The sequence below is a fragment of the Dyadobacter sediminis genome, assembly GCF_005860765.1.
Lineage (GTDB): Bacteria > Bacteroidota > Bacteroidia > Cytophagales > Spirosomataceae > Dyadobacter > Dyadobacter sediminis.
On record NZ_VCEI01000011.1, the window covers coordinates 1401559 to 1422077 of the forward strand.

19 protein-coding genes are annotated in these 20519 nt (G+C 45.3%); 13 read left to right on the top strand and 6 right to left on the bottom strand.

The genetic code is table 11. The annotated features are described in order from the left end of the window. Window position 1: 1 nt before the first annotated feature. Window positions 2-1213 carry an MFS transporter gene (locus FEM55_RS06430; protein WP_138280448.1) on the bottom strand — a complete coding sequence of 404 codons (1212 nt, stop codon included), beginning with the start codon at window positions 1211-1213 and terminating at the stop codon, window positions 2-4. A gap of 29 nt (window positions 1214-1242) precedes the next feature. After that, on the bottom strand, window positions 1243-2712 hold the full coding sequence (locus FEM55_RS06435; protein WP_138280449.1) for an aminotransferase-like domain-containing protein: 1470 nt from the start codon (window positions 2710-2712) through the stop codon (window positions 1243-1245). Window positions 2713-2792: 80 nt separating this feature from the next. Here FEM55_RS06435 and FEM55_RS06440 point away from each other — a divergent pair, with 80 nt between their 5' ends. The 4 genes from FEM55_RS06440 to FEM55_RS06455 all read left to right on the top strand — a co-directional run bounded on the left by FEM55_RS06440 (window position 2793) and on the right by FEM55_RS06455 (window position 5075). Next, window positions 2793-3422 carry a pyridoxamine 5'-phosphate oxidase family protein gene (locus FEM55_RS06440; RefSeq protein WP_138280450.1) on the top strand — a complete coding sequence of 210 codons (630 nt, stop codon included), beginning with the start codon at window positions 2793-2795 and terminating at the stop codon, window positions 3420-3422. Between the two features lie 73 nt (window positions 3423-3495). Then, on the top strand, window positions 3496-3729 hold the full coding sequence (locus tag FEM55_RS06445) for a hypothetical protein (RefSeq protein ID WP_138280451.1): 234 nt from the start codon (window positions 3496-3498) through the stop codon (window positions 3727-3729). Window positions 3730-3828: 99 nt separating this feature from the next. Then, the gene (locus FEM55_RS06450; RefSeq protein WP_138280452.1) at window positions 3829-4698 is read left to right on the top strand and encodes a tetratricopeptide repeat protein; all 870 of its coding nucleotides are present in this window, start codon (window positions 3829-3831) and stop codon (window positions 4696-4698) included. A gap of 107 nt (window positions 4699-4805) precedes the next feature. Further along, a complete protein-coding gene (locus FEM55_RS06455; protein ID WP_138280453.1) occupies window positions 4806-5075 on the top strand; it encodes a hypothetical protein in 270 nt (89 codons plus the stop codon). On the opposite strand, the gene FEM55_RS06460 is transcribed toward FEM55_RS06455, so the two are convergent. Then, on the bottom strand, window positions 5062-5373 hold the full coding sequence (locus FEM55_RS06460) for a hypothetical protein (RefSeq protein ID WP_138280454.1): 312 nt from the start codon (window positions 5371-5373) through the stop codon (window positions 5062-5064). The genes FEM55_RS06455 and FEM55_RS06460 overlap by 14 nt on opposite strands. A 388-nt stretch (window positions 5374-5761) precedes the next feature. On the opposite strand from FEM55_RS06460, the gene FEM55_RS06465 reads away from it, so the two are divergent. Next, on the top strand, window positions 5762-6637 hold the full coding sequence (locus FEM55_RS06465; protein WP_138280455.1) for a c-type cytochrome: 876 nt from the start codon (window positions 5762-5764) through the stop codon (window positions 6635-6637). A gap of 61 nt (window positions 6638-6698) precedes the next feature. On the opposite strand, the gene FEM55_RS06470 is transcribed toward FEM55_RS06465, so the two are convergent. Further along, entirely contained in the window at window positions 6699-7538 is an 840-nt protein-coding gene (locus tag FEM55_RS06470; RefSeq protein WP_138280456.1) for a sulfurtransferase, read from the bottom strand. 212 nt (window positions 7539-7750) lie between these two features. On the opposite strand from FEM55_RS06470, the gene FEM55_RS06475 reads away from it, so the two are divergent. Further along, entirely contained in the window at window positions 7751-8560 is an 810-nt protein-coding gene (locus FEM55_RS06475) for a GNAT family N-acetyltransferase (RefSeq protein ID WP_138280457.1), read from the top strand. 10 nt (window positions 8561-8570) lie between these two features. Here FEM55_RS06475 and FEM55_RS06480 read toward each other — a convergent pair whose 3' ends face one another. Then, window positions 8571-9320 (bottom strand): TlpA family protein disulfide reductase, encoded by a 750-nt coding sequence (locus FEM55_RS06480; RefSeq protein WP_138280458.1) that lies wholly within the window; start codon window positions 9318-9320, stop codon window positions 8571-8573. A 138-nt stretch (window positions 9321-9458) separates the two neighbouring features. Here FEM55_RS06480 and FEM55_RS06485 point away from each other — a divergent pair, with 138 nt between their 5' ends. The 4 genes from FEM55_RS06485 (at window position 9459) to lspA (ending at window position 12837) form a co-directional block, all read left to right on the top strand. Continuing rightward, the gene (locus tag FEM55_RS06485; RefSeq protein ID WP_138280459.1) at window positions 9459-10715 is read left to right on the top strand and encodes a putative DNA modification/repair radical SAM protein; all 1257 of its coding nucleotides are present in this window, start codon (window positions 9459-9461) and stop codon (window positions 10713-10715) included. Then, entirely contained in the window at window positions 10716-11486 is a 771-nt protein-coding gene (locus tag FEM55_RS06490) for a TIGR03915 family putative DNA repair protein (RefSeq protein WP_138280460.1), read from the top strand. Between the two features lie 151 nt (window positions 11487-11637). Beyond that, on the top strand, window positions 11638-12327 hold the full coding sequence (locus tag FEM55_RS06495; RefSeq protein WP_138280461.1) for a 3-keto-disaccharide hydrolase: 690 nt from the start codon (window positions 11638-11640) through the stop codon (window positions 12325-12327). Further along, complete coding sequence (gene lspA / locus FEM55_RS06500; protein ID WP_138280462.1) at window positions 12328-12837, top strand: signal peptidase II; 510 nt, start codon at window positions 12328-12330, stop codon at window positions 12835-12837. 666 nt (window positions 12838-13503) lie between these two features. Here the strand turns inward: lspA and FEM55_RS06505 are convergent. Continuing rightward, window positions 13504-15777 (bottom strand): aconitate hydratase, encoded by a 2274-nt coding sequence (locus FEM55_RS06505; protein WP_138280463.1) that lies wholly within the window; start codon window positions 15775-15777, stop codon window positions 13504-13506. 318 nt (window positions 15778-16095) lie between these two features. Here FEM55_RS06505 and topA point away from each other — a divergent pair, with 318 nt between their 5' ends. The 3 genes from topA (at window position 16096) to FEM55_RS06520 (ending at window position 20399) form a co-directional block, all read left to right on the top strand. Next, a complete protein-coding gene (gene topA, locus FEM55_RS06510; RefSeq protein WP_138280464.1) occupies window positions 16096-18591 on the top strand; it encodes a type I DNA topoisomerase in 2496 nt (831 codons plus the stop codon). 186 nt (window positions 18592-18777) lie between these two features. Continuing rightward, window positions 18778-19473, top strand: coding sequence for an SIR2 family NAD-dependent protein deacylase (locus FEM55_RS06515; protein WP_138280465.1), 696 nt, complete (start codon window positions 18778-18780; stop codon window positions 19471-19473). Between the two features lie 44 nt (window positions 19474-19517). After that, window positions 19518-20399 carry a bifunctional 5,10-methylenetetrahydrofolate dehydrogenase/5,10-methenyltetrahydrofolate cyclohydrolase gene (locus FEM55_RS06520; protein ID WP_138280466.1) on the top strand — a complete coding sequence of 294 codons (882 nt, stop codon included), beginning with the start codon at window positions 19518-19520 and terminating at the stop codon, window positions 20397-20399. The last annotated feature ends 120 nt before the right edge of the window (window positions 20400-20519 follow it).

Consider the following 20519-nt stretch of genomic DNA (forward strand, 5'->3'; position numbering starts at 1 on the left):
ATCAACCTAACCGCACACTGCTTTGAAACAAAAAACGAAAACCCAGCGCACAGCCAAAACTTAGCAGCACAAGCGCCAGCCAGAGTACATCATATCCCCAGTTTGCTGCAATGAAACCGCCCGCAGCCGGCCCGATAATGGAAGCAGCCGCCTGCGAAACGGAATACGCTGCGGAGTATTTCCCACGATTCATCTCGCTTGCACGGCTTATAACGAACGTGCTGATATACGGCAAGGCAAGCATTTCTCCGGCCGTAAATAAAAGGACGGCCACCGCAGCCGGCACAAGCGGCATCACGGCCGGAACGACGAGCGCCAGAAAAGCAAGCGCACTGAAAACGGTTCCGGATATGATGAAGAACGAATCGGGTTTGCGATGCGCAAAGTTCTGGATAATGACCATTTCAAAAAGTGCAATGATGATTCCGTTCATGCCGAGCAGCATGCCGATAGTGGATTCTCCAATGTGCATTTCTTCTTTCCAGTAAACCGGAACAAGCCTGAACAGCAGCACAAAACAGATCATGTACATGGTAACCAACATCAGAAAACGAACAAAATAGGCATCTTTCCAAGGCGACTGACCGGCAGACTGACTGACCTCATGCGCATTTTTGCTGATCTTTCTTCCTTCCGGTAACAATAAAGTAATCAGCAGTCCGGCCAGTATGTAAACCAGCCCGTCGACCCAGAACAGCAATCCGTAATCAATTGCGGCCAGAATCCCTCCTGCCGAAGTTCCGAAACCAAAACCGATGTTCATGGCCAGGCGGTTCAATGCGTAAGAACGAGTTAAATTCACGGGCAGCGAGTAAGATGCAACAGCCGTATTGTTGGCTGGCTTGAATGCTTCCACAAAAAAGCTTAATACGAGAATAAGGACACATATGCCCGTAAAATCGGTAACAAAACTGAAAAGTACAAACAACATTCCGCTAACCAGAAGACTGATAATCTGGACCGGCCGAAATCCCCATTTGTCCGTAACATACCCGCCAGCCATGGCGCCCAGCACCGAACCCACTCCGAACAAGGTAATGACAAGACCGGCATCGGCAATGCTCCGGTGCAGACTTTGTGTAAGGTACATGCTCATGAACGGCACAGCCATGTAGCCGCAGCGGTTTATAAGAATGACGGCGCTAAGCAGCCATGTTTCCCGGCTCAGCCCACTGAATGCTACTTTGTAACTTTGTAAAATTTTGTAAACCATATTAATCAACCATTTTGCAGCCACAAATCTTACAACAAATTCCTGATTATCCCGACACTCTCTTCCAGTTCTTCCGGCGTGGACGATGCGAACCCGAGCCTTACAGCATTTCGCGGTTGTTCGAGCAGCGTATTTGCAGCGCCATTTGCAATGTAAAGATCCCGCGTCAACGCCTTTTCTGCCAGCCGTACAAGGTCAATAGCCGGATCGAATCTCGTCCAGACTGCCATTCCGCCGTCTGGAACCTGAAAGTCCGCATAATCCTGCAAATGAATTTTCATCAACTCACAAAAAAGGTCACGCCGTTGCCGGTAAACCCTAACCGATTTTCTTAAATGCCGCTGAATAATGCCGTTATGCAGTAGTTCCGCCATGGCGTTTTCGAGCATCTGATCACCCTGCCTGTCAACAATTCTGCGGTATGCGGCCAGGTGATCAATTACATCTTCAGGGCCGACAAGGTACCCGACGCGAAAAGCGGGTGAAATCGTTTTGGTAAATGAGCCGCAGTAAAGCACCATTCCGGCAGGATCACTTCCGGCCAGCGGAAGCAACGGTTTGCTCAGGTAATGAAAATCGTAGTCGTAATCGTCTTCCAGGATAATGAATCCGTATTTTACCGAAAGCTCCATCAATGTAAGCCGCCGGTCTGCCCGGAGTGCCACGGTTGTCGGATAATGATGATGCGAAGTAATGTAGACCAGACGGATCGGTTGTTTTTTACACAAATCTTCCAATGCATTTACGTCCATGCCAGATTCGTCAACCGGCACATGCAGGACCTTTGCACCGGCCTGAACAAAATTCATGTTTGCCCCGTGCCAGGCGGCCGCATCGGCAACAACATGATCGCCGGGCTGCAGCAAACCCGTACTGATCAGAAAAACACCCATAATCACACCGCGTGTAATGAGAATATTTTCAGGTTTGGTCTTCAGTCCCCGGGTCTCGTTCAGATAAGCGGAAAATTCCTGCCTTAACCAGTAAGAACCTTTGGTATCGCCGTAACCCAGACGGACATACGAATTTCCGTTCAGCAACTGGCTCCGGTAAGCGCGCGAAAGTGCTTCAAGCGGTGCGAGCCTCGCATCCGGGAAACCGTCGTCCAGATGCAGCCGGGTTCCTGATTTCAGAACAGGTTTGTTTAAATGAGAAGCTGTTTCAAAGCTGAAACCTGCTTTCTTAAGAGCATTTAATGTTTCCGGTCGTTCGTCTATTGGTTTTCTGATTTGTATTTCGGGTAAATGCCGGGCAACAAAAGTACCGTTTCCGACGTGACTTTCCAGCCAGCCCTGCGCCAGCAATTCTTCAAATGCCTGAACAATGATCCTTCTGTGTACCTGCAGGGTTACGGCGAGCTGCCTTGTACTCGGCAGCTTGTAACCCGGCTGCAAAGTGCCGGCACGCACCAGAACAGCAATCTGATTGGCTATCTGCAGGTAAACAGGCAACTTCCCTCCTTTCTCGACAGACAACAACGCAGTAAGTAAATTCACCATGAATGGACTACATTAAATTTTGATATTGGATCATTCCGACGTTCCAATTAAAAGCTAGTTTTGCTAAAAAACAACTTACCATGCAACCAGCTCCATCCCATCTTGTTCCAAGCCGCCTGGCCAAGCGTGCCCGTTATGATGCTGAAACGATCCATCCCATTCTGGATGAAGCATTATTTTGCACCATCAGCTTTTGCAGCGAAAACAGGCCATTTTCCATTCCGACTTCTTTTGTACGGCATGAAGACAAAATCTATATTCACGGATCGGTAGGCAGCCATTTCATACGTGAAATTGAAAAGGGGGTTCCTGTTTGCATTACAGTGATGCTCATGGATTCGCTTGTTGTTGCCAAATCTGCATTCAGCCATTCCGTAAATTACCGTTCGGTCATAATTATTTCAAATGCTGAAAAGGTTGAAGACCGGGAACTGAAAACAGCGTCATTTGAATGGCTGACCAATAAGATTGTCCCCGATAGCTGGGATTATTTACGTCCGATAAAAGAATCCGAAATCCGGAAAACGGCTGTTCTGGCATTTTCACTGGAAGAAGCCTCTGCAAAAACACGTTCAGGAATGCCAAAAGATGAACCGGAAGACCAAATATTGCCGATCTGGTCCGGATTAATCCCTTTGAATAACTCAAGAATGCCGGCAATTGCAGATGAATCGAGTGAAAATATTCCGCTGCCTAAACATTTGCGCTGACCCATGCAACTTTTGATTAAATCTGTACATCTTTTCCCTACTACATGTCCGATTTAATCAAAACTGCAATCCAATGACAGGAAAAGAACTATTTGACCGCTACCAGTCGGCTGCTCTCAGAAACGGACTTGGCTCCCGCGAATTCCATTACGGAAATATTTTGTTTCAGGCACTTCGCATTGAAGGCGAGGAAAAACTTTTTCAGTTGCTCGAACTTGCAGAAAATACAGGAAAAAAAATTGAACTCGGCTATTCTCAATCTGTTGAAAATACGTTTCAGGACCCGGACGTGGCCATTCTGGTATAAAATCCCGCAGCCGGAAGACAGGGTTTACAATAATTTTGGACAGTAACTAAATAAATGCGTACAAATCATTGTTGAAACTAAAACAATGAAGCGTAAAGAATGGAATTTCTGATTGTACTGGCATTTTTTGGTTATATCTATTACCTGAAGAACTACGCAGACCTTCGAACCAAAACGGAAAAAGAACAGGCAGCGCTGCAGGAAGGCATTGCACTTTATGAAAGCGGAAAGCTGCATGCGGCTTTTGCTTATTTTGATCAGCGTATAAAGTCGAGGCCGGCTTCATGTGCGGCTTATTTGTACAGGGCACTTTGTTACAAAGATCAGGGAAATGCGGAAGCTGCATTCAGGGATCTGCAAACGGGAATGAGCTACGACGATTCGCTTTATACGCTGCATCTGGAAACAGGCAAATTGTACTATGAAAAAGGTGAATATGATCACGCCTTGGCTTCCTTTGACAAAGCCGTGTTACATGCCGGAAACCTCGCCCCGGAAACCTATCGCTGGCGTGGACTGACATATCAGAAACTGAACCGCCATGCAGAAGCGGAGAGTGACTTTGATCAGGAACAGCAGATTATTAACGATAAAAAGAAGCAAATTTTCACATCCGGCACCGTTAGCGATCCGTTTCTGAACCGCAGGTTTCTGGTAAATATGATACTGATTATTTTTACGAGTGCCCTGCTGATTGCAGTGATAAAACAGGCTGAAAGCATTCACCTGCCTTATATGGTGGCTGTTTTTTCTGCCATTTGCATTGGATTTGTGGAACCCCGCAAAGGCTGGCTGCTGGCTGTCTTGCAATCCCTGTTCCTGGTTTCAGGCTACTTTTTATTTACCCAGCTGCCCGAAAGCGGCGGCAGACAGGAAGTGGAAAATTTTAGTCTTTACGGTTCCGTTATCCTGACATTCGCCGCAAGTTTTCTAGGATCGTTTCTGAAACGGGCGATCAATACGGAGTAAGCAGGCTTTAAGCCCTGTAATCCATTGTTTTCGGAATTTTGGTAATTGTATTCCAAAAATGAAGCAGTTTTTTGCAAATTGCTTTTTTTACCTAAAAACAGACCTGCATGCCACAAGATATCAATGCCCGAATTAAAGAATTACAGGAAAAAATACTTTCCAAAAGGCAGCAAATTGACTTTGAAAGGTTAAATCTGGCCAATGCCGCTCAGCTTTCGGATGAAAACAGAGAAAATCCGGATAGTATGGAAGAAGCCAAAAACTTTAATGACCCGATTGAAAATGCCGTGGACAAAGGTGAAGTAAAATCACTGGATAAATCTGAAAAGGAACTTGATGAACTGATCAATGAACTAAACACGCTTAGAAAGAGCTGATCTGATCTTTCGGATCTTCCGTTAAGGATGTCAGGTCATTTTCGAGCATGCTCTTGGTTCGGACCAGCTGCGAAAGCAGTTCGTTCCACTTGTTTTCCTGCTTAAGAAACGGATCATAATTGACATGCAGCTTGCCGACTACATTGAAAAGATTATTGGATTTTTCCCTTACTGCAGATACAAGTCCAAGCACATTGAACACGTCAAGAATTTTACTGGCGGTCTGATACGGATAGTTCTCCGTGGTACAAAAAACAAGAGCTCCGTCTTTATAATGGCATTCAATGTGCTTTTTCATGGCTTTAATGTGCTATTTCTGTATCAATTACAAAATATCATACCAATTTTTAACGTCCGGGCATTTTAAGGCTGATATAGAGTAAATCGGTTCAAAAACGGGGTAAACAGCTGTATTTTTGAGATAATTAAAACTTCTACTTCCACAGTTGTAGAACTAAACGTATAGCCAGCTGCTTCTCCTGTGAAGGAACAGGGCATTTATCCCGTTTAAACTGAAAAGCTTGTGGAAACCCGTATCATTCCGGCTTCGGATTACGGTATTTACTGAACGGTTGATTATCAAGGCTTTGAAGAAACCTTTTTATGTAATTTTACAGCCGTTCTGAACAGGATTACCGAACTCCTGCAACTCAGGACGCTGCAACATAAAAGTTTAAACATAAGCCATGAAAAAAATTTTTAAATGGGCCGGTATCGCACTGGGCACAGTAGTTCTGCTGTTACTGATCGGGTATACAGTCATTGCAATGCGTGTTAAAGCACGGATCGGGAAGAATTATTCCTTTGCAAAAGAAGAAATCCTTTTCTCCAGAGACAGTTCAACATTGGCGCGCGGCAAGCATCTTGTCGCCATCAAAGGCTGTCAGGATTGTCATGGAAATGATCTTGGAGGAAAAGTAATGAACGACGACGGCGCCATAGGAAGACTTGTAGCCAGCAATCTTACAAAAGGAAGCGGCGGATTGCCGCAGGATTACAGCACTGCCGACTGGCTTGCTGCCTTGCGCCACGGCGTAAACCACAACGGGCAACCGCTCATTTTTATGCCTTCGCATGAAACCACGCTGCTTTCCGAACAGGATATGTCGGCATTGATCGCCTATTGCGAACAAGTTCCAAACGTGGACCGTACGCTGCCGGCCAACGATCTCGGACCCATTGCCATTGTTATGAGCCATTTTGACAAAATGCCATTATTGTCTGTTGAGAAAATAGACCATAACAAACCAATGATTGCAAAAGCAGATACCGTAACCGGCGCTGCACAGGGAAAATACCTTGCGGTTTCCTGTACGGGCTGCCATCGTACCAACCTGAAAGGCGGCGAGCCGCTGGCGCCGGGATTCCCTCCCGTTCCCGATATTACAAGTTCCGGGCATGTAGGCAAATGGTCGGAAAAGGATTTTCTGACAACGCTTACGACGGGGAAAACGCCGGAAGGCCACATTCTGAAAAACGAAGATATGCCCTGGAAAATGACCGCTCAATATACAAAACCGGAACTGCAGTCACTTTACCGGTACCTGAGTTCCATTCAGTAAATGCGAAGGCCACTGCGGGATTTTTCAATTCATCTGCAGTGGCTTTTATAAAATTTTGAAATCAGGAATTTGCGGTTGCAATCGGCCGGTCATTTCTGGACCATTCGCTCCACGATCCTACATACAGGCCCGCGCCTGAAAATCCTGCTTCTTCAAGCGCCAGCAAAGTATGGCATGCCGTTACACCCGAGCCGCAGTGAACAATTACATTTTCAGGATTTCTTCCGGCTATTGCACTGCTGTATCTTTCAGCCAGTTTTTCTGCTGAACGGAACGTTCCGTCCGCTTCCAGATTGGACATGAACGGAATATTGACTGCCCCCGGAATGTGGCCTGCAACCAGATCGATCGGTTCACTTTCACCCAGATAACGATAATTTTCGCGTACATCAATAACCAGAAATTCAGGGTTTGAAGCGGCCTGCGCAACGAAATCGGCATGGACAATCGGCCAAATCCATTCTGTTACCGGATAATCATTGGCTGCCTGCGTCTCCGTAATTTGCTGCGTTACAGTAAATCCTGCACTGACCAGAGCATCCAGCCCGCCACTTACAACATATGCTTTTTCATGTCCGGCGGCTTTCAGCATCCACCAGAAACGGGCGGCTGCGTTTGCACCTTTTTTATCATCGTATGCAATGACCGTTTTTTCCGGTGAAATTCCCAGTCTGCCCAGCAATTTCCCGAATGCTGCAGGCTCAGGCAAAGGATGTCTTCCGCCATTTGCCGGATTGTCTGTCTTTTGTGAAAGGTCCGTTTCGAGATCAGCAAACAACGCATTTTCCAGATGTCCGGCACTGTAACGGTCATAAGCATCGGCGCCGCCTCTTGCATCCACAATAACAATAGCTTTATTTTCCTGTAAATCCCTGAGCTGGTGTGCAGAAATAATGTTCATACGGGCAATGTATTTTGGTTCAACGTAAAATTATCAATCGCGGCATCAAACTTCCGAATATTTCATATAAATGACATTTATCAAAAGCAACTTGGGCTGGTTTTCTTTCTGTCTGAAATGCCGGATAGCACAAATAATCATTTTCTGATGTGTATTCATACTTTTTGTTAACCAATCCTTGATAAATTAGCATCTCAGAATGTACCGAATTTATGTCAACCGATATTTCTACTGCATTTCTTTCCGCCGATCTCGAACAGCTTCCTGCCCTGCAGCCGCCGGATTGGGGCAATCTGATTCCGCGGTTCAGCTATTTTATAGAATCCCCGTTTTGTGAGCCTTTGAAAATTACGGAAAACGGGCAACTGGCGGCGATTGGAAGCAGCATTATGCATGCGGAAACCGTGTGGCTGGCCTGCATTGTCGTTCATCCGGAGCATCGGAACAAAGGTTTGGGAAACCGGATTACGTCAGCGCTGATCGGGAATATTGACCGGAATATTTACAAATCCATTTATCTGGACGCGACTGAATTCGGCTTTCCGGTCTACAAAAAGCTCGGTTTTGAAGTAGAAACAGAATACATCCACCTGCACAGGGAAAAAGAAGCGCCCGGCTTTCCTATATCCGAATGCATTGTGCCCTTTGATGAAAAATACCGGCAACAGATTTTTGAAACAGACGAGTTCGTTTCAGGGGAAAAACGGAGCGGCGTACTTGGCGGTTTCCTGACCAATGCCCGCATGTATGTTTCCGGTTCGGAAGTGCAGGGATTTTACATTCACGACTGGGGCGACGGGCCGGTGATTGCGAAAAGCCCGACGGCCGGAACGGAACTGCTCAAACTGCGCATGCAGCAGTTTGATACGGCCGTTGTTCCCGCAGAAAGCCGTACAGCATCCGATTTTCTGAAAGCCAACGGCTATAAAATATACAAGACTTCCAGACGCATGTATCTCGGCAACAAAACAGAATGGAAAAGCAATCTCGTTTTCAACTGGATCAGCGGCCAATTAGGTTAAGAGAGATCGCTTACCTTAAATTCAGTTCGCTGATTTTTGAAAATTCGGTATGCGGCGCCATGGCCTTTATAATGCCTTTTCTATCGACCAATATGAAAAACGGTGTTTCACTGATTTTATAACGATGGTTGAATCCGTACGATTCCGGAACGGGAACAAAGCCGCAATTCCGTTTCGGGATTGCTTCAAGACATTCTTCTTCGGTATTTAATGTAGTTCCAAGAGAAATGATTTCAACTCCTTTTCTGCGGTTTTCCTCCATAAATTCCGAAATCACTTTGGTACTTGCCTGCGTGTAAAGCGGTTTTTCATATTTTACCCAGAAACCCAGCAGAATGTATTTGCCCCGGAGCTTTTCCGAATTGTATTCCTTCCCGTCAAGGCCCGTCATGACGAACGGCGGCAACGGCTCTCCTACTTCCGGCATCAGATCCGGATTCTGCATCACGGCACCGTTACTTTGTATCAGCAGCTGACTTTTTTTGATCAGTTCAAAGGACGACGGCTTTCCGTATTTATCAAAAACGGGCTGTGTTTTATACGTGCCCGGATTTTTTCTGAGGATTTCGTTATAGGCTTCATAGCTGATTTTTCGGCCCGTTGCATGATCAATGATCGGCGTTTCGCGGTTCATTGCAAACTGCTGGCTTACCTTTCCGTTGTATCGTGTGACCTTCGGTTCCTGCGTCTGGGCGCATACGTTGTCGGAAAAAAGCAGGCAAAATGGCAGGATAAAAATCAAGGTTCTGCTGAAATTCATCTTGAAAAATGATGTAGGAAATTAACTGTTATAATGGGTAAAAAGACCGTTTTTACAGCACTAAAAATGTGCGTCCGGTGTTAATATAACTACTAATCCTGCCTGATATTTTAAGCCAAAACAACTTAATATTTATTTATGTTTGAACGGATTCGAGAGAAGCTGGAAATATTGGCTGATGCCGCAAAATATGACGTTTCATGTTCATCAAGTGGAAGCAACCGGAAAAATACCAACAAAGGTCTGGGCGACAGCGAGGGCAGCGGAATCTGTCATTCGTACACCGAAGACGGCCGTTGCGTTTCACTGCTGAAAATTCTTTTAACCAATCATTGTATTTACGACTGTGCGTTTTGTGTTTCGCGCAAGAGCAATGATATCAAGCGTGCTGCCTTTACGGTGGAGGAAGTTGTGGAACTCACCATGAACTTCTACCGCAGAAATTACATTGAAGGCCTTTTCCTGAGTTCGGGTATTTTCAAGAATGCCGATTATACGATGGAGCGGCTTGTCAGGATCGTTAAAAAACTGCGTATTGAAGAACGGTTCAATGGGTATATACACTTGAAAACCATTCCCGGAGCCAGTGAAGAACTGCTTAAGGAAGCCGGCCTTTATGCCGACAGAATGAGTATCAACCTTGAAATGCCGACGGAATCCGGACTAAAATTGCTGGCTCCTGAAAAGTCGCATGAAGATGTTAAAAAGCCGCTTGACTTTATTCAGAAGAACATTGTCCAGCTGAAAGACGAAAAATCACTGATCAAATCAGCGCCGAAGTTTGTTCCGGCCGGTCAGAGTACGCAAATGGTGATTGGCGCTACGCCGGAAACGGACAAGGAAATCATGCATACGGCAAGTAATTTCTACAAGGACTTTTCGCTTAAAAGAGTTTACTATTCCGGCTATATTCCGATCAGTACCGATACAAGGCTGCCGATAATCGGTTCACAGCCGCCGCTGATCCGGGAAAACCGTTTGTATCAAACCGACTGGCTGATGCGTTTTTACGGCTTCGACGTGCAGGAAATCCTGAACGATGCCAATCCGAACCTTGATATCGATATAGACCCGAAATTAAGCTGGGCTTTACGGAACCTCGACCAGTTTCCTGTGGATGTGAACACGGCTGATTACAAAATGATACTGCGCGTTCCGGGAATCGGTGTTGGTTCGGCAAAAAAAATCGTCCAGGCCAGAAAGTTCGGGCGTCTGCATCAGGACCAGCTGAAGAAGATCGGGATCGCCTTTAAAAAGGCAAGGCATTTTATCCGTTATGCGGACAGCCCTTTGCAGTTACGGGATTTTGAAGCAAGCCATCTCAAAGGCGTTATTCTTTCGGAAAGTACCAGCAAATATCTCAAAACTCCCCAGAACCAGCTTTCTCTGTTCTAAATGGAACTATATGTTTTTGACGGCACACTGGAAGGTTTGCTGACTGCTGTTTTTGACTGTTACCAGAGAAAAGCCGGTACAGTGAAAATTGTCAGTCAGGAAAACTTTCATCCGGACGTATTTCAGGAAAGTTTTACGGTTGTCAGTGCGGATGAAAAAGCCAACCGGGTTTGGGCCGGATTGAGAAAAAAGCTGGATAAAGACTGGATGCTGCGATTTTATAAATCGTTTTTATCTGAAAACCCGGATACTTTTCAGGACCTGCTGGAATTTTCAAGGTATATTCTTGATAATCCGGCAGGTGCCGGAGAGAATTTTGGCAACAAGCATGTGCTGGCCGTTTCCCAAATGGCGCAGAAAGTACATCGTGAAAAGCACAGAATGGAAGCATTTATCCGTTTTCAGCAGACGGCGGACGGCATTTTTTACGCGCATATCGAACCGGATTTTAACGTTCTGCCACTTATTTCGGATCACTTCAAAAATCGTTATGCCGATCAGAAATGGATTATTTATGACCTGAAACGCAAATACGGACTTTATTTTAATCTTGAAACAGTAGAAGAAGTTGCTTTTGATTTTACAACGGAAATGTCGCCCGCGCTGAATGCATTGCCAGAAACGCTTCTTGACCCGAAAGAAGAATTATACTCCTTGCTTTGGAAAGATTACTTTCGAAGCACCAATATTCCTGCAAGAAAGAACATGAAGCTTCATATCCGGCATATTCCAAAACGTTACTGGAAGTATTTGTCGGAAAAACAGGTTTAGACAAGTTTGTTACTTTCCTGACATTGTTTTTGACAATTTCGTCGAATCTGTTCCATATCTAATGAAAACGACGCTGCAATTGTCTTTTGAAAGGAATTATTGTTTAATTTTTCAGCAAAAAATCTTAAACCTGAAAGATCAGAATACGTTCATGAAAAAAGCTTTATGCATTTGCGCTTTCTTTACCTTGCTGTTTGCCAATCCAATACTGGCTCAGACGAAATCTCTTTTTAATGGTAAAGACCTGACCGGCTGGCATACGGATGTTCCGGAAATGGACAAAGATCCGAAACAAAGAAATCCGTTCCTGGTGCGTAATGGCCTGTTGGTCAGCTTGGGAACACCCGGCGGACATTTGATTACAGATGAGGAATATCAGAATTTCAGGCTGACTTTTCAGTACCGTTTTGCAGGAAAGCCAGGCAATTGCGGGGCGCTGGTTTTCGTTTCCACTTCACGCGCTCTATACGATATGTTCCCAAAATCCATTGAAATCCAGATGATGAACCAGAATGCCGGCGATTTCTGGTGCATTCAAGAAGATATTACGGTTCCCAATATGGAAAAAAGACGCGGTCCCAAGGAAAAATGGGGCGTAAACGGTGACAAACTGCGCAGGATTCCAAACCTGACCGATGGCACCGAAAAACCGCTTGGAGAATGGAACAGCATGACGATTGAATGTCTCAAAAATTCGATCAAGGTCTGGCTGAACGGTGAACTGGTCAATTACGGCTATAATGCAACGGCAGAGAAAGGAAACATTGCATTGCAGTCGGAAGGATCGGAAGTGGAGTTCAGAGAAGTAAAAGTTGCACCTATTAAAGCGTTGACGAAGTAAATGCAAAAGTTAAAGTCGGACCGTGTTGCACGCAATATAGCCATTCTGATCATTCTTGTTGCCAATATAGGATGTGATCAGATTTCCAAAAATGTGATCAGGAAGCATGTAGGTTTTTACGAGACGATCAGTGTTATTGAAAATTATGTAACGATTACTTATGTTGAAAATACGGGTGCTTTTCTGAGTATTGGCAGCACATTGCCGCAGTCGGTAAAAATTCTGGTGTTATCCGTTATTCCTTTGATCGCATTATTTTTTGGCATCGCCTACATTTTGCTGAAAAGAAATCTGACCTTAATGAGTGCGCTAGCGCTCAGCTTTGCTATTGGTGGCGGGATCGGCAATATTTATGACCGGCTTGTTCATGGTTCGGTTACAGACTTTCTGCATATCAACTTCGGTTTTTTTCAAACGGGGATATTCAATATGGCGGATGTTTCCATTATGACCGGCATGTTCATTTTTTTGATCCAGTCCTATAATCGGCAGTTAAAACGTTTTTTGTAGGTATTCAGAAGCAGGAGGCTCCTCCGGAGCCGGCTTGTCAATTACGTGAACATTTTTATTGCTACAAACAGGGGGCTCCTATGGAGCCGGCTTATGAATTACTGACACTCTTATTTCTATAAACAGGAGGCTCCTCCGGAGCGGGTTTGTTAATTACTTGAACATTTCTATTGCTACAAACAGGGGGCTCCTATGGAGCCGGCTTGTCAATTACCGACATTTCTATTGCTATAAACAGGAGGCTCTTCCGGAGCTGGCTTGTGAATTACGTGAACATTTCTATTGCTACAAACAGGGGGCTCCTCTAGAGCCAGCTTTTGAATTACGTGAACATTTCTATTGCTATAAACAGGGGGCTCCTCCGGAGCCGGCTTGTTAATTACTTGAACATTTCTATTGCTACAAACAGGGGGCTCCTCCGGAGCCGGCTTGTTAATTACTTGAACATTTCTATTGCTATAAACAGTTTGGCTCTTCCAGAGCCAATTCCAAAAAGGCTCCGGAGGAGCCATACTGTTTGTAGCAATGACAAATGTGAAAAACAATTTCTTAGCTCCGGAGGAGCTTCCTTGCATGCACCAATTACCAAACGCGATAATCATCAAACAAAAAACCTCCTGTTTTTGTAACAGGAGGTTTTTTGTTTGAATTTATTTAGAAGCCAATCTACACGCTTGCTCCGACAGACTTGCGAATAATATTCAATGCAGAACCTGCCTTGAACCATTCAATTTGCTGCTCATTGTAAGTATGGTTAACCGGGAACTCCTCAGTACTTCCGTCGCTGTGATGCAGAACGATCGTCAATGGCTGACCTTCTGAAAAACTTTGCAGGCCAAGAATATCAATCAAATCGTCTTCCTGAATCTTGTCATAATCAGCCGTATTGGCAAAAGTCAATGCAAGCATTCCTTGTTTCTTAAGGTTTGTTTCGTGAATACGGGCAAATGATTTTGTCAGAATGGCACGAACTCCAAGGAAACGCGGCTCCATGGCAGCATGCTCACGGGATGAACCTTCACCATAGTTTTCATCACCTACCACGATGGTTCCGATTCCGTTTGCTTTATAATCGCGCTGAACAGCCGGAACTTCGCTATACTGGCCTGTAAGCTGGTTTTTGACGGTATTGGTTTTCTCGTTATAGTAATTTACCGCACCGATCAGCATGTTATTGGAAATGTTATCAAGGTGTCCGCGGTATTTCAGCCATGGTCCGGCCATGGAGATATGATCCGTTGTACATTTACCTTTCGCCTTGATAAGTAATTTCAAGCCTTTCAGATCGGTTCCTTCCCATTCTGGAAAAGGAGCAAGAAGCTGTAAACGGTCAGAAGTCGGGCTTACCAGAACCTGAACCTGGCTTGGGTCTTCGGCCGGAGCCTGATAACCTGCGTCCTCCACGGCATATCCTTTGATCGGCAATTCCAGTCCGCTTGGTTCGTCCAGCATGACTTCTTCACCATCTTTATTGATCAGCTTATCCGTACGCGGGTCGAACGTCAGTCGTCCTGCAATTGACATTGCAGTCACGATTTCCGGCGAAGCTACAAATGAATGCGTATTCGGGTTTCCATCTGCACGTTTTGAAAAGTTACGGTTAAAGGAAGTAATAATGGAGTTTTTCTCTCCTTTTTCTGCACCATGACGAGCCCACTGACCGATACAAGGTCCGCATGCATTGGCCAGTACAACACCGCCGATTTGTGCAAACGTATCCAGGTAACCATCGCGGTCCACAGTATAGCGCACAAGCTCTGATCCCGGTGTAATGGTATATTCTGAACTAACCGCCAGCTTTTTATCCACTGCCTGCTGTGCAAGGGAAGCTGCACGGCTCACATCTTCATAAGAAGAGTTTGTGCATGATCCGATCAGACCTACCGAAAGTACTTCCGGCCATCCGTTTTCTCTTACTGCTGTTGCAAACTTGGAAAGCGGCCATGCCAGATCCGGAGTAAACGGACCATTGATGTGCGGTTCAAGCGTGGAAAGATCCAGTTCAATCAGCTGGTCAAAATATTTGGCAGGATCTGCATAAACTTCTTCGTCGGAACGAAGATTTTCTTTTACTGCGTCTGCTGCATCGGCAATATCCGCTCTTTCCGTTGCTCTCAGGTAAGCTGCACTTCTTTGATCGTAGGCAAAAATCGAAGTTGTAGCTCCAATCTCAGCACCCATGTTACAAATGGTCGCTTTACCAGTTGCCGAGATGCTTTCCGCTCCTTCGCCGAAGTACTCAACGATATAGCCGGTACCGCCTTTTACAGTCAGCTGGCCTGCAACCCAAAGGATTACATCTTTTGCAGCCGTCCAGCCGCTCAGTTTGCCTGTAAGTTTCACACCGATCAGTCTCGGCATTTTCAGCTCCCACGCAAGGCCGGACATCACGTCACTTGCATCTGCACCGCCTACACCGATAGCGATCATTCCCAATCCGCCTGCATTCGGCGTATGGGAATCCGTACCGATCATCATACCACCGGGAAATGCATAATTTTCCAGTACAACCTGATGAATAATTCCGGCGCCTGCTTTCCAGAAACCTAAACCATATTTGTTTGAGACAGACGAAAGAAAATCGTAGACCTCTTTATTTTTATCAACTGCATTTTTCAAATCCTGCGACGCACCCACTTCAGCCTGAATAAGGTGATCACAGTGTACCGTTGAAGGAACTGCAACCTGCGGTCTTCCGGCCTGCATGAATTGCAAAAGGGCCATTTGGGCGGTAGCATCCTGCATGGCTACCCGGTCCGGAGCAAAATCCACGTAAGATTTGCCACGCTCATAAACCTGCGTTGGCGTTCCTTCCCACAAGTGGGAATATAAAATCTTCTCTGCCAAGGTTAAAGGCCGCCCTTCAATTTTACGAGCAGCTTCTACTCTTTCCTGCATACGGGCATAAACGCCCTTAATCATGTCTAAGTCAAAAGCCATAGTAATTAACTATATTGGATTATCTGTTGTCAATAACACGCGAAAGTACGAAATTACCGAATATCCGAAGGTATCCGTCCGGTTTTTCAGTACTATTTAGCATCATTATATACTAATGTATCATTAAGATAACCGTGGTGTAATTTTTTTTGTTCTGGCAAGCGATATATTTAAGAAATTATTTCAAAAACAAGCTGGCAGAATACCCTGATCCGCCGCTATTTTAAAATACCTTTTTAACAGCACTTTGATTTTTTGCTTTATTGTAACCTATATTTGGACATTCAAAGTGCTACCAGATCCCTTAAATCCAAAGTTATGTCAAAAAATCTGGTGATCGTAGAGTCACCGGCGAAGGCCAAAACCATTGAAAGTTATTTAGGGCAGGACTTCACTGTCAAGTCTAGTTTCGGACATGTCCGTGACCTTCCCGAACATGATATGGGCGTGGATGTAGAACATGAATTCCAGCCTTCTTACGAGATATCTTCTGATAAAATGAAAGTTATCTCTGAATTAAAGAAGCTGGCCAAGGATGCGGAAGTATGGCTGGCAACGGATGATGACCGCGAAGGTGAAGCCATTTCATGGCACCTGAAAGAAGCATTGGGACTTCCCGACGACACCAAGCGGATTGTGTTCCGCGAGATCACAAAAACCGCTCTTCAGAATGCGATTTCCAGTCCGAGAACCATTGATGCCGATCTGGTGGATGCGCAGCAGGCAAGAAGAATCCTGGACCGACTGGTGGGTTACGAGTTGTCTCCGGTACTCTGGAAAAAAATACGCATTGGCAAAACCAACCTTTCTGCCGGACGTGTACAATCCGTAGCGGTCCGGATTATTGTGGAAAGGGAACGGGAAATCGATGCATTTAAAAGCAAGAGCAGCTTCAAGGTAACGGCGCGTTTCGATCTGGGAAACGGCAAAATACTCAACGCCGAACTTGCCAGAAATTTTGCAAATGAAGCCGATGCAGTCCAGTTTCTTGAAAAATGCACAGGTGCAGAGTTTTCCATTAAAAACCTGGAAGTCAAACCAGCTAAAAAAACGCCGGCACCGCCATTTACAACTTCTACTTTACAGCAGGAGGCTTCCAGAAAACTGAGTTTTTCGGTGGCACAGACGATGTCCGTTGCGCAGCGGCTTTACGAAGCAGGGAAGATTTCCTATATGCGTACGGATTCCACCAATTTGTCGGAAGAAGCACTCGACAAGGCCAAGCAGCAGATTACCAAAGAATACGGCAACGATTATTATAACAAAAGGGTTTTCAAAACCAAATCCGAATCTGCGCAGGAAGCGCACGAAGCCATCCGGCCAACGGATTTTTCAACGTTAAATGCGAGCAGCGACCGCAATGAGCAGCGTTTGTACGAACTGATCTGGAAACGCGCCATTGCTTCCCAGATGTCGGATGCACAGCTGGAACGGACAACGGCAACAATCCGTATTTCCACCACTTCAGAAGAACTGGTTGCGCAGGGCGAAGTGATCAAATTCGAAGGGTTCCTGAAAGTTTACATGGAATCCAGTGATGACGAAGGAGACGAAGAGCAAAAAGGAATGCTGCCGCCTTTGAACATAAACCAGATCCTGAAACTTTCGGACATGAAAGCGACGGAACGTTTTACGAGAAACCCGCCGCGTTATACAGAAGCGAGCCTTGTAAAAAAGCTGGAAGAAATGGGAATCGGCCGTCCTTCCACTTACGCGCCGACGATTTCAACGATTTTGAAACGGGAATATATTGTAAAGGAAGACCGGCAGGGAACCGAGCGTGATTTCAAGGAAATTACACTTGCCAATGATGAAATCAAAAGCAGGGTCAATAAAGAGATATATGGTTCGGAAAAGGCCAAGCTGTTTCCGACCAGTGCCGGAATGGTTGTGAATGATTTTTTGGTCAGCCATTTTAACAATATCATTGATTATTCCTTTACGGCAAGTGTTGAAAAAGACTTTGATCACATTGCAGAAGGACAGCTTCCATGGCAGCAGATGATCAAGGATTTTTATACCCCTTTCCAGAAAAAAGTAGCCGAAGCACGTGAAGAAGCCATTGACCGCAGCCTGACTTCCAGAGAACTCGGGGAAGATCCGGCGACAGGAAAAAAGGTCTCCGTAAGGATCGGGAAATATGGCCCTTACGTACAGATCGGTGATGTGGAAGATGAAGAAAAACCCAAGTTTGCAAGTCTGCAGAAAGGGCAGCTGATGGAAAGCATTACTTTGGACGAAGCGTTTGAGCTTTTCAAACTACCAAGGCAAGTAGGGATTTTTGAAGATAAGGAACTGATTGTCAACATCGGAAAATTCGGGCCATATGTAAAGCATGACAACAAATACTTTTCACTTGCGCGGACAGATGATCCCATGGCTGTTACCGAAGAAAGGCTGATTGAAATCATTACAGAAAAACGGCAGCAGGACAGTAACCGGACGATAAAGGAATTCAGTGAAGATGCGGAGGCAAAGGTTCTGAACGGAAAATACGGACCGTATATCGCATTTGGCAAAAAGAATGTAAAAATCCCGAAAGGAACCGATCCGGCCGCTCTTACTTACGAGGAAATTGTAAAGCTTGCTGCTGAAACACCGGACAAACCGGCACGGCGCGGAGCGAAAAAACCGGTTGCCAAAACGCCGGCACCAAAAGCGGCTGCGGCAAAAGCGGATGCACCGAAAGCGGCCACGACAAAAGCAACTTCAACGAAAGCAACTGCGCCAAAAGCAACTGCGCCAAAAGCAACCGCGGCAAAAACCGCCACTGCAAAAAAACCGGCCGCAAAGAAAGCAACCAAAAAAAGCTGATTTTATCACATTAAATTTCAAAAGCCACCAATACACCGATTGACACGAATATAAGTAGCCGATTGCAACAGCCTTCAATCAAGGGCATTTACAAGCTAACCTTTAAGCAATGAATGTTTTCCGACAGCTTAGAGCCTATTGCCAGAAACTACTTGTTACCATTTAAACCAACATCTGAATTAAACCATGAAGAAACTTGTCGTTCTTTCCGGTGCGGGCATCAGTGCAGAAAGCGGGATCAGTACATTTCGCGACAACGGAGGGTTATGGGATAATTACCGGATTGAAGACGTAGCGACGCCGGAAGCATGGCATAAAAACCAGGAATTTGTCCTTGATTTTTACAATCAGCGCAGAAAACAGGCATCCAGTGTAAAGCCCAATCCGGCGCATTATGCATTGGCTGAACTGGAAAAGCACTTTGAAATAACGATCATCACGCAAAATGTGGACAACCTGCATGAAATAGCAGGATCGACGAACGTAATCCATCTGCATGGAGAGTTATTCAAATCCAGAAGTACAAAAAATCCGGATCTGGTTTATGAAATGAAATCGTGGGAACTGAAAAAAGGCGATTTATGTGAACTTGGAAGCCAGCTTCGGCCTCATATCGTATGGTTTGGAGAAGAAGTCCCGATGATGGAAACGGCCATTGACATCACCGAACAGGCAGACCTGTTTCTGGTTATCGGCACATCGCTGGCCGTTTATCCGGCTGCCGGACTTGTCCATTACGTTGGTTCCTCCAGGCCGATTTACATTATTGATCCTGCAAAACCGGATATCGGTCTGAAAAAGAACATGACCTTTATACAGGAAAAAGCAACAACCGGAATGGAAATCCTGACAAAGAAATTGATTGACGAGCAGCAGATCTGACTTTAATAATCAGCTGTTTACATATAAATACACAACAGAACAGAATGCAACTACTTGACGGGAAACTGATTTCTTCCCAAATAAAATCAGAAATAAAGGCAGAAGTTGAAAAATGGATCGCGGATGGCGGTAAAAAACCACATCTGGCAGCTGTACTCGTCGGGCAGGACGGTGCGAGTGAAACTTATGTTGCTTCCAAAATCCGGAGCTGCGAGGAAATCGGGTTTACTTCTACCCTGCTTCGGTTTGGTCCCGAAATATCCGAAGAATCGCTACTTGATGCAGTTGAATCATTGAATAACGATCCGGATGTGGACGGTTTCATCGTTCAGCTGCCGCTTCCCAAGCATATTTCCGAAAACACCATTATGGAAGCCGTAAATCCCGCCAAGGACGTAGACGGTTTCCATCCGGTAAATGTGGGGAAAATGTGCAAAGGACTTCCGTCATACATTTCTGCAACGCCTTTCGGCATCATTGAAATGCTGATCCGGGCCGGAATCGAAACCAGCGGAAAACATTGCGTAGTAATCGGAAGAAGCCAGATTGTGGGACTTCCAATGAGTATTCTGATGCAGCGCAACGAGTATCCGGGTAATTGTACGGTAACCATAACGCACAGCAAAACGCATAATCTGAAAGAAATTTGCCAGACTGCGGATATACTCATTGCTGCTTTGGGAAGACCGGAATTTGTAACAGCCGATTATGTAAAAGAAGGTGCAGTTGTAATTGATGTAGGTATTTCAAGGGTTGCGGATGCAAGCAAAAAGAGCGGGTTTGCAATAAAAGGCGACGTCAATTTCAATGACGTGGCTCCAAAAACCAGCTATATAACTCCCGTTCCGGGCGGTGTCGGGTTGATGACCATCTGCGGCTTGCTGACGAACACCTTTAAGGCAGCCAAAAAGGAAATTTACAGGTAACGAAGTAATTTTACCTCTTTACAGGTACTTTTTTACATAAAACGCTAAAAAAGACATTATAAAGTTGCTGAATTCGTTTTTTACTGAAAGATTTGTCAATTAGTTGTACTTTCACGGAAA

What these genes read in the sequence shown, in the direction of transcription:
- FEM55_RS06470 (WP_138280456.1), bottom strand. Translation starts at nt 7,538, where the DNA reads ATGAACATTATTTCTGCACACCAGCTCAGGGATTTACAGGAAAATAAA.
- FEM55_RS06440 (WP_138280450.1), top strand. Translation starts at nt 2,793, where the DNA reads ATGCAACCAGCTCCATCCCATCTTGTTCCAAGCCGCCTGGCCAAGCGT.
- FEM55_RS06465 (WP_138280455.1), top strand. Translation starts at nt 5,762, where the DNA reads ATGAAAAAAATTTTTAAATGGGCCGGTATCGCACTGGGCACAGTAGTT.
- FEM55_RS06505 (WP_138280463.1), bottom strand. Translation starts at nt 15,777, where the DNA reads ATGGCTTTTGACTTAGACATGATTAAGGGCGTTTATGCCCGTATGCAG.
- FEM55_RS06435 (WP_138280449.1), bottom strand. Translation starts at nt 2,712, where the DNA reads ATGGTGAATTTACTTACTGCGTTGTTGTCTGTCGAGAAAGGAGGGAAG.
- FEM55_RS06460 (WP_138280454.1), bottom strand. Translation starts at nt 5,373, where the DNA reads ATGAAAAAGCACATTGAATGCCATTATAAAGACGGAGCTCTTGTTTTT.
- FEM55_RS06515 (WP_138280465.1), top strand. Translation starts at nt 18,778, where the DNA reads ATGAAGAAACTTGTCGTTCTTTCCGGTGCGGGCATCAGTGCAGAAAGC.
- topA (WP_138280464.1), top strand. Translation starts at nt 16,096, where the DNA reads ATGTCAAAAAATCTGGTGATCGTAGAGTCACCGGCGAAGGCCAAAACC.
- lspA (WP_138280462.1), top strand. Translation starts at nt 12,328, where the DNA reads ATGCAAAAGTTAAAGTCGGACCGTGTTGCACGCAATATAGCCATTCTG.
- FEM55_RS06430 (WP_138280448.1), bottom strand. Translation starts at nt 1,213, where the DNA reads ATGGTTTACAAAATTTTACAAAGTTACAAAGTAGCATTCAGTGGGCTG.
- FEM55_RS06495 (WP_138280461.1), top strand. Translation starts at nt 11,638, where the DNA reads ATGAAAAAAGCTTTATGCATTTGCGCTTTCTTTACCTTGCTGTTTGCC.
- FEM55_RS06480 (WP_138280458.1), bottom strand. Translation starts at nt 9,320, where the DNA reads ATGAATTTCAGCAGAACCTTGATTTTTATCCTGCCATTTTGCCTGCTT.
- FEM55_RS06450 (WP_138280452.1), top strand. Translation starts at nt 3,829, where the DNA reads ATGGAATTTCTGATTGTACTGGCATTTTTTGGTTATATCTATTACCTG.
- FEM55_RS06490 (WP_138280460.1), top strand. Translation starts at nt 10,716, where the DNA reads ATGGAACTATATGTTTTTGACGGCACACTGGAAGGTTTGCTGACTGCT.
- FEM55_RS06445 (WP_138280451.1), top strand. Translation starts at nt 3,496, where the DNA reads ATGACAGGAAAAGAACTATTTGACCGCTACCAGTCGGCTGCTCTCAGA.
- FEM55_RS06455 (WP_138280453.1), top strand. Translation starts at nt 4,806, where the DNA reads ATGCCACAAGATATCAATGCCCGAATTAAAGAATTACAGGAAAAAATA.
- FEM55_RS06475 (WP_138280457.1), top strand. Translation starts at nt 7,751, where the DNA reads ATGTCAACCGATATTTCTACTGCATTTCTTTCCGCCGATCTCGAACAG.
- FEM55_RS06520 (WP_138280466.1), top strand. Translation starts at nt 19,518, where the DNA reads ATGCAACTACTTGACGGGAAACTGATTTCTTCCCAAATAAAATCAGAA.
- FEM55_RS06485 (WP_138280459.1), top strand. Translation starts at nt 9,459, where the DNA reads ATGTTTGAACGGATTCGAGAGAAGCTGGAAATATTGGCTGATGCCGCA.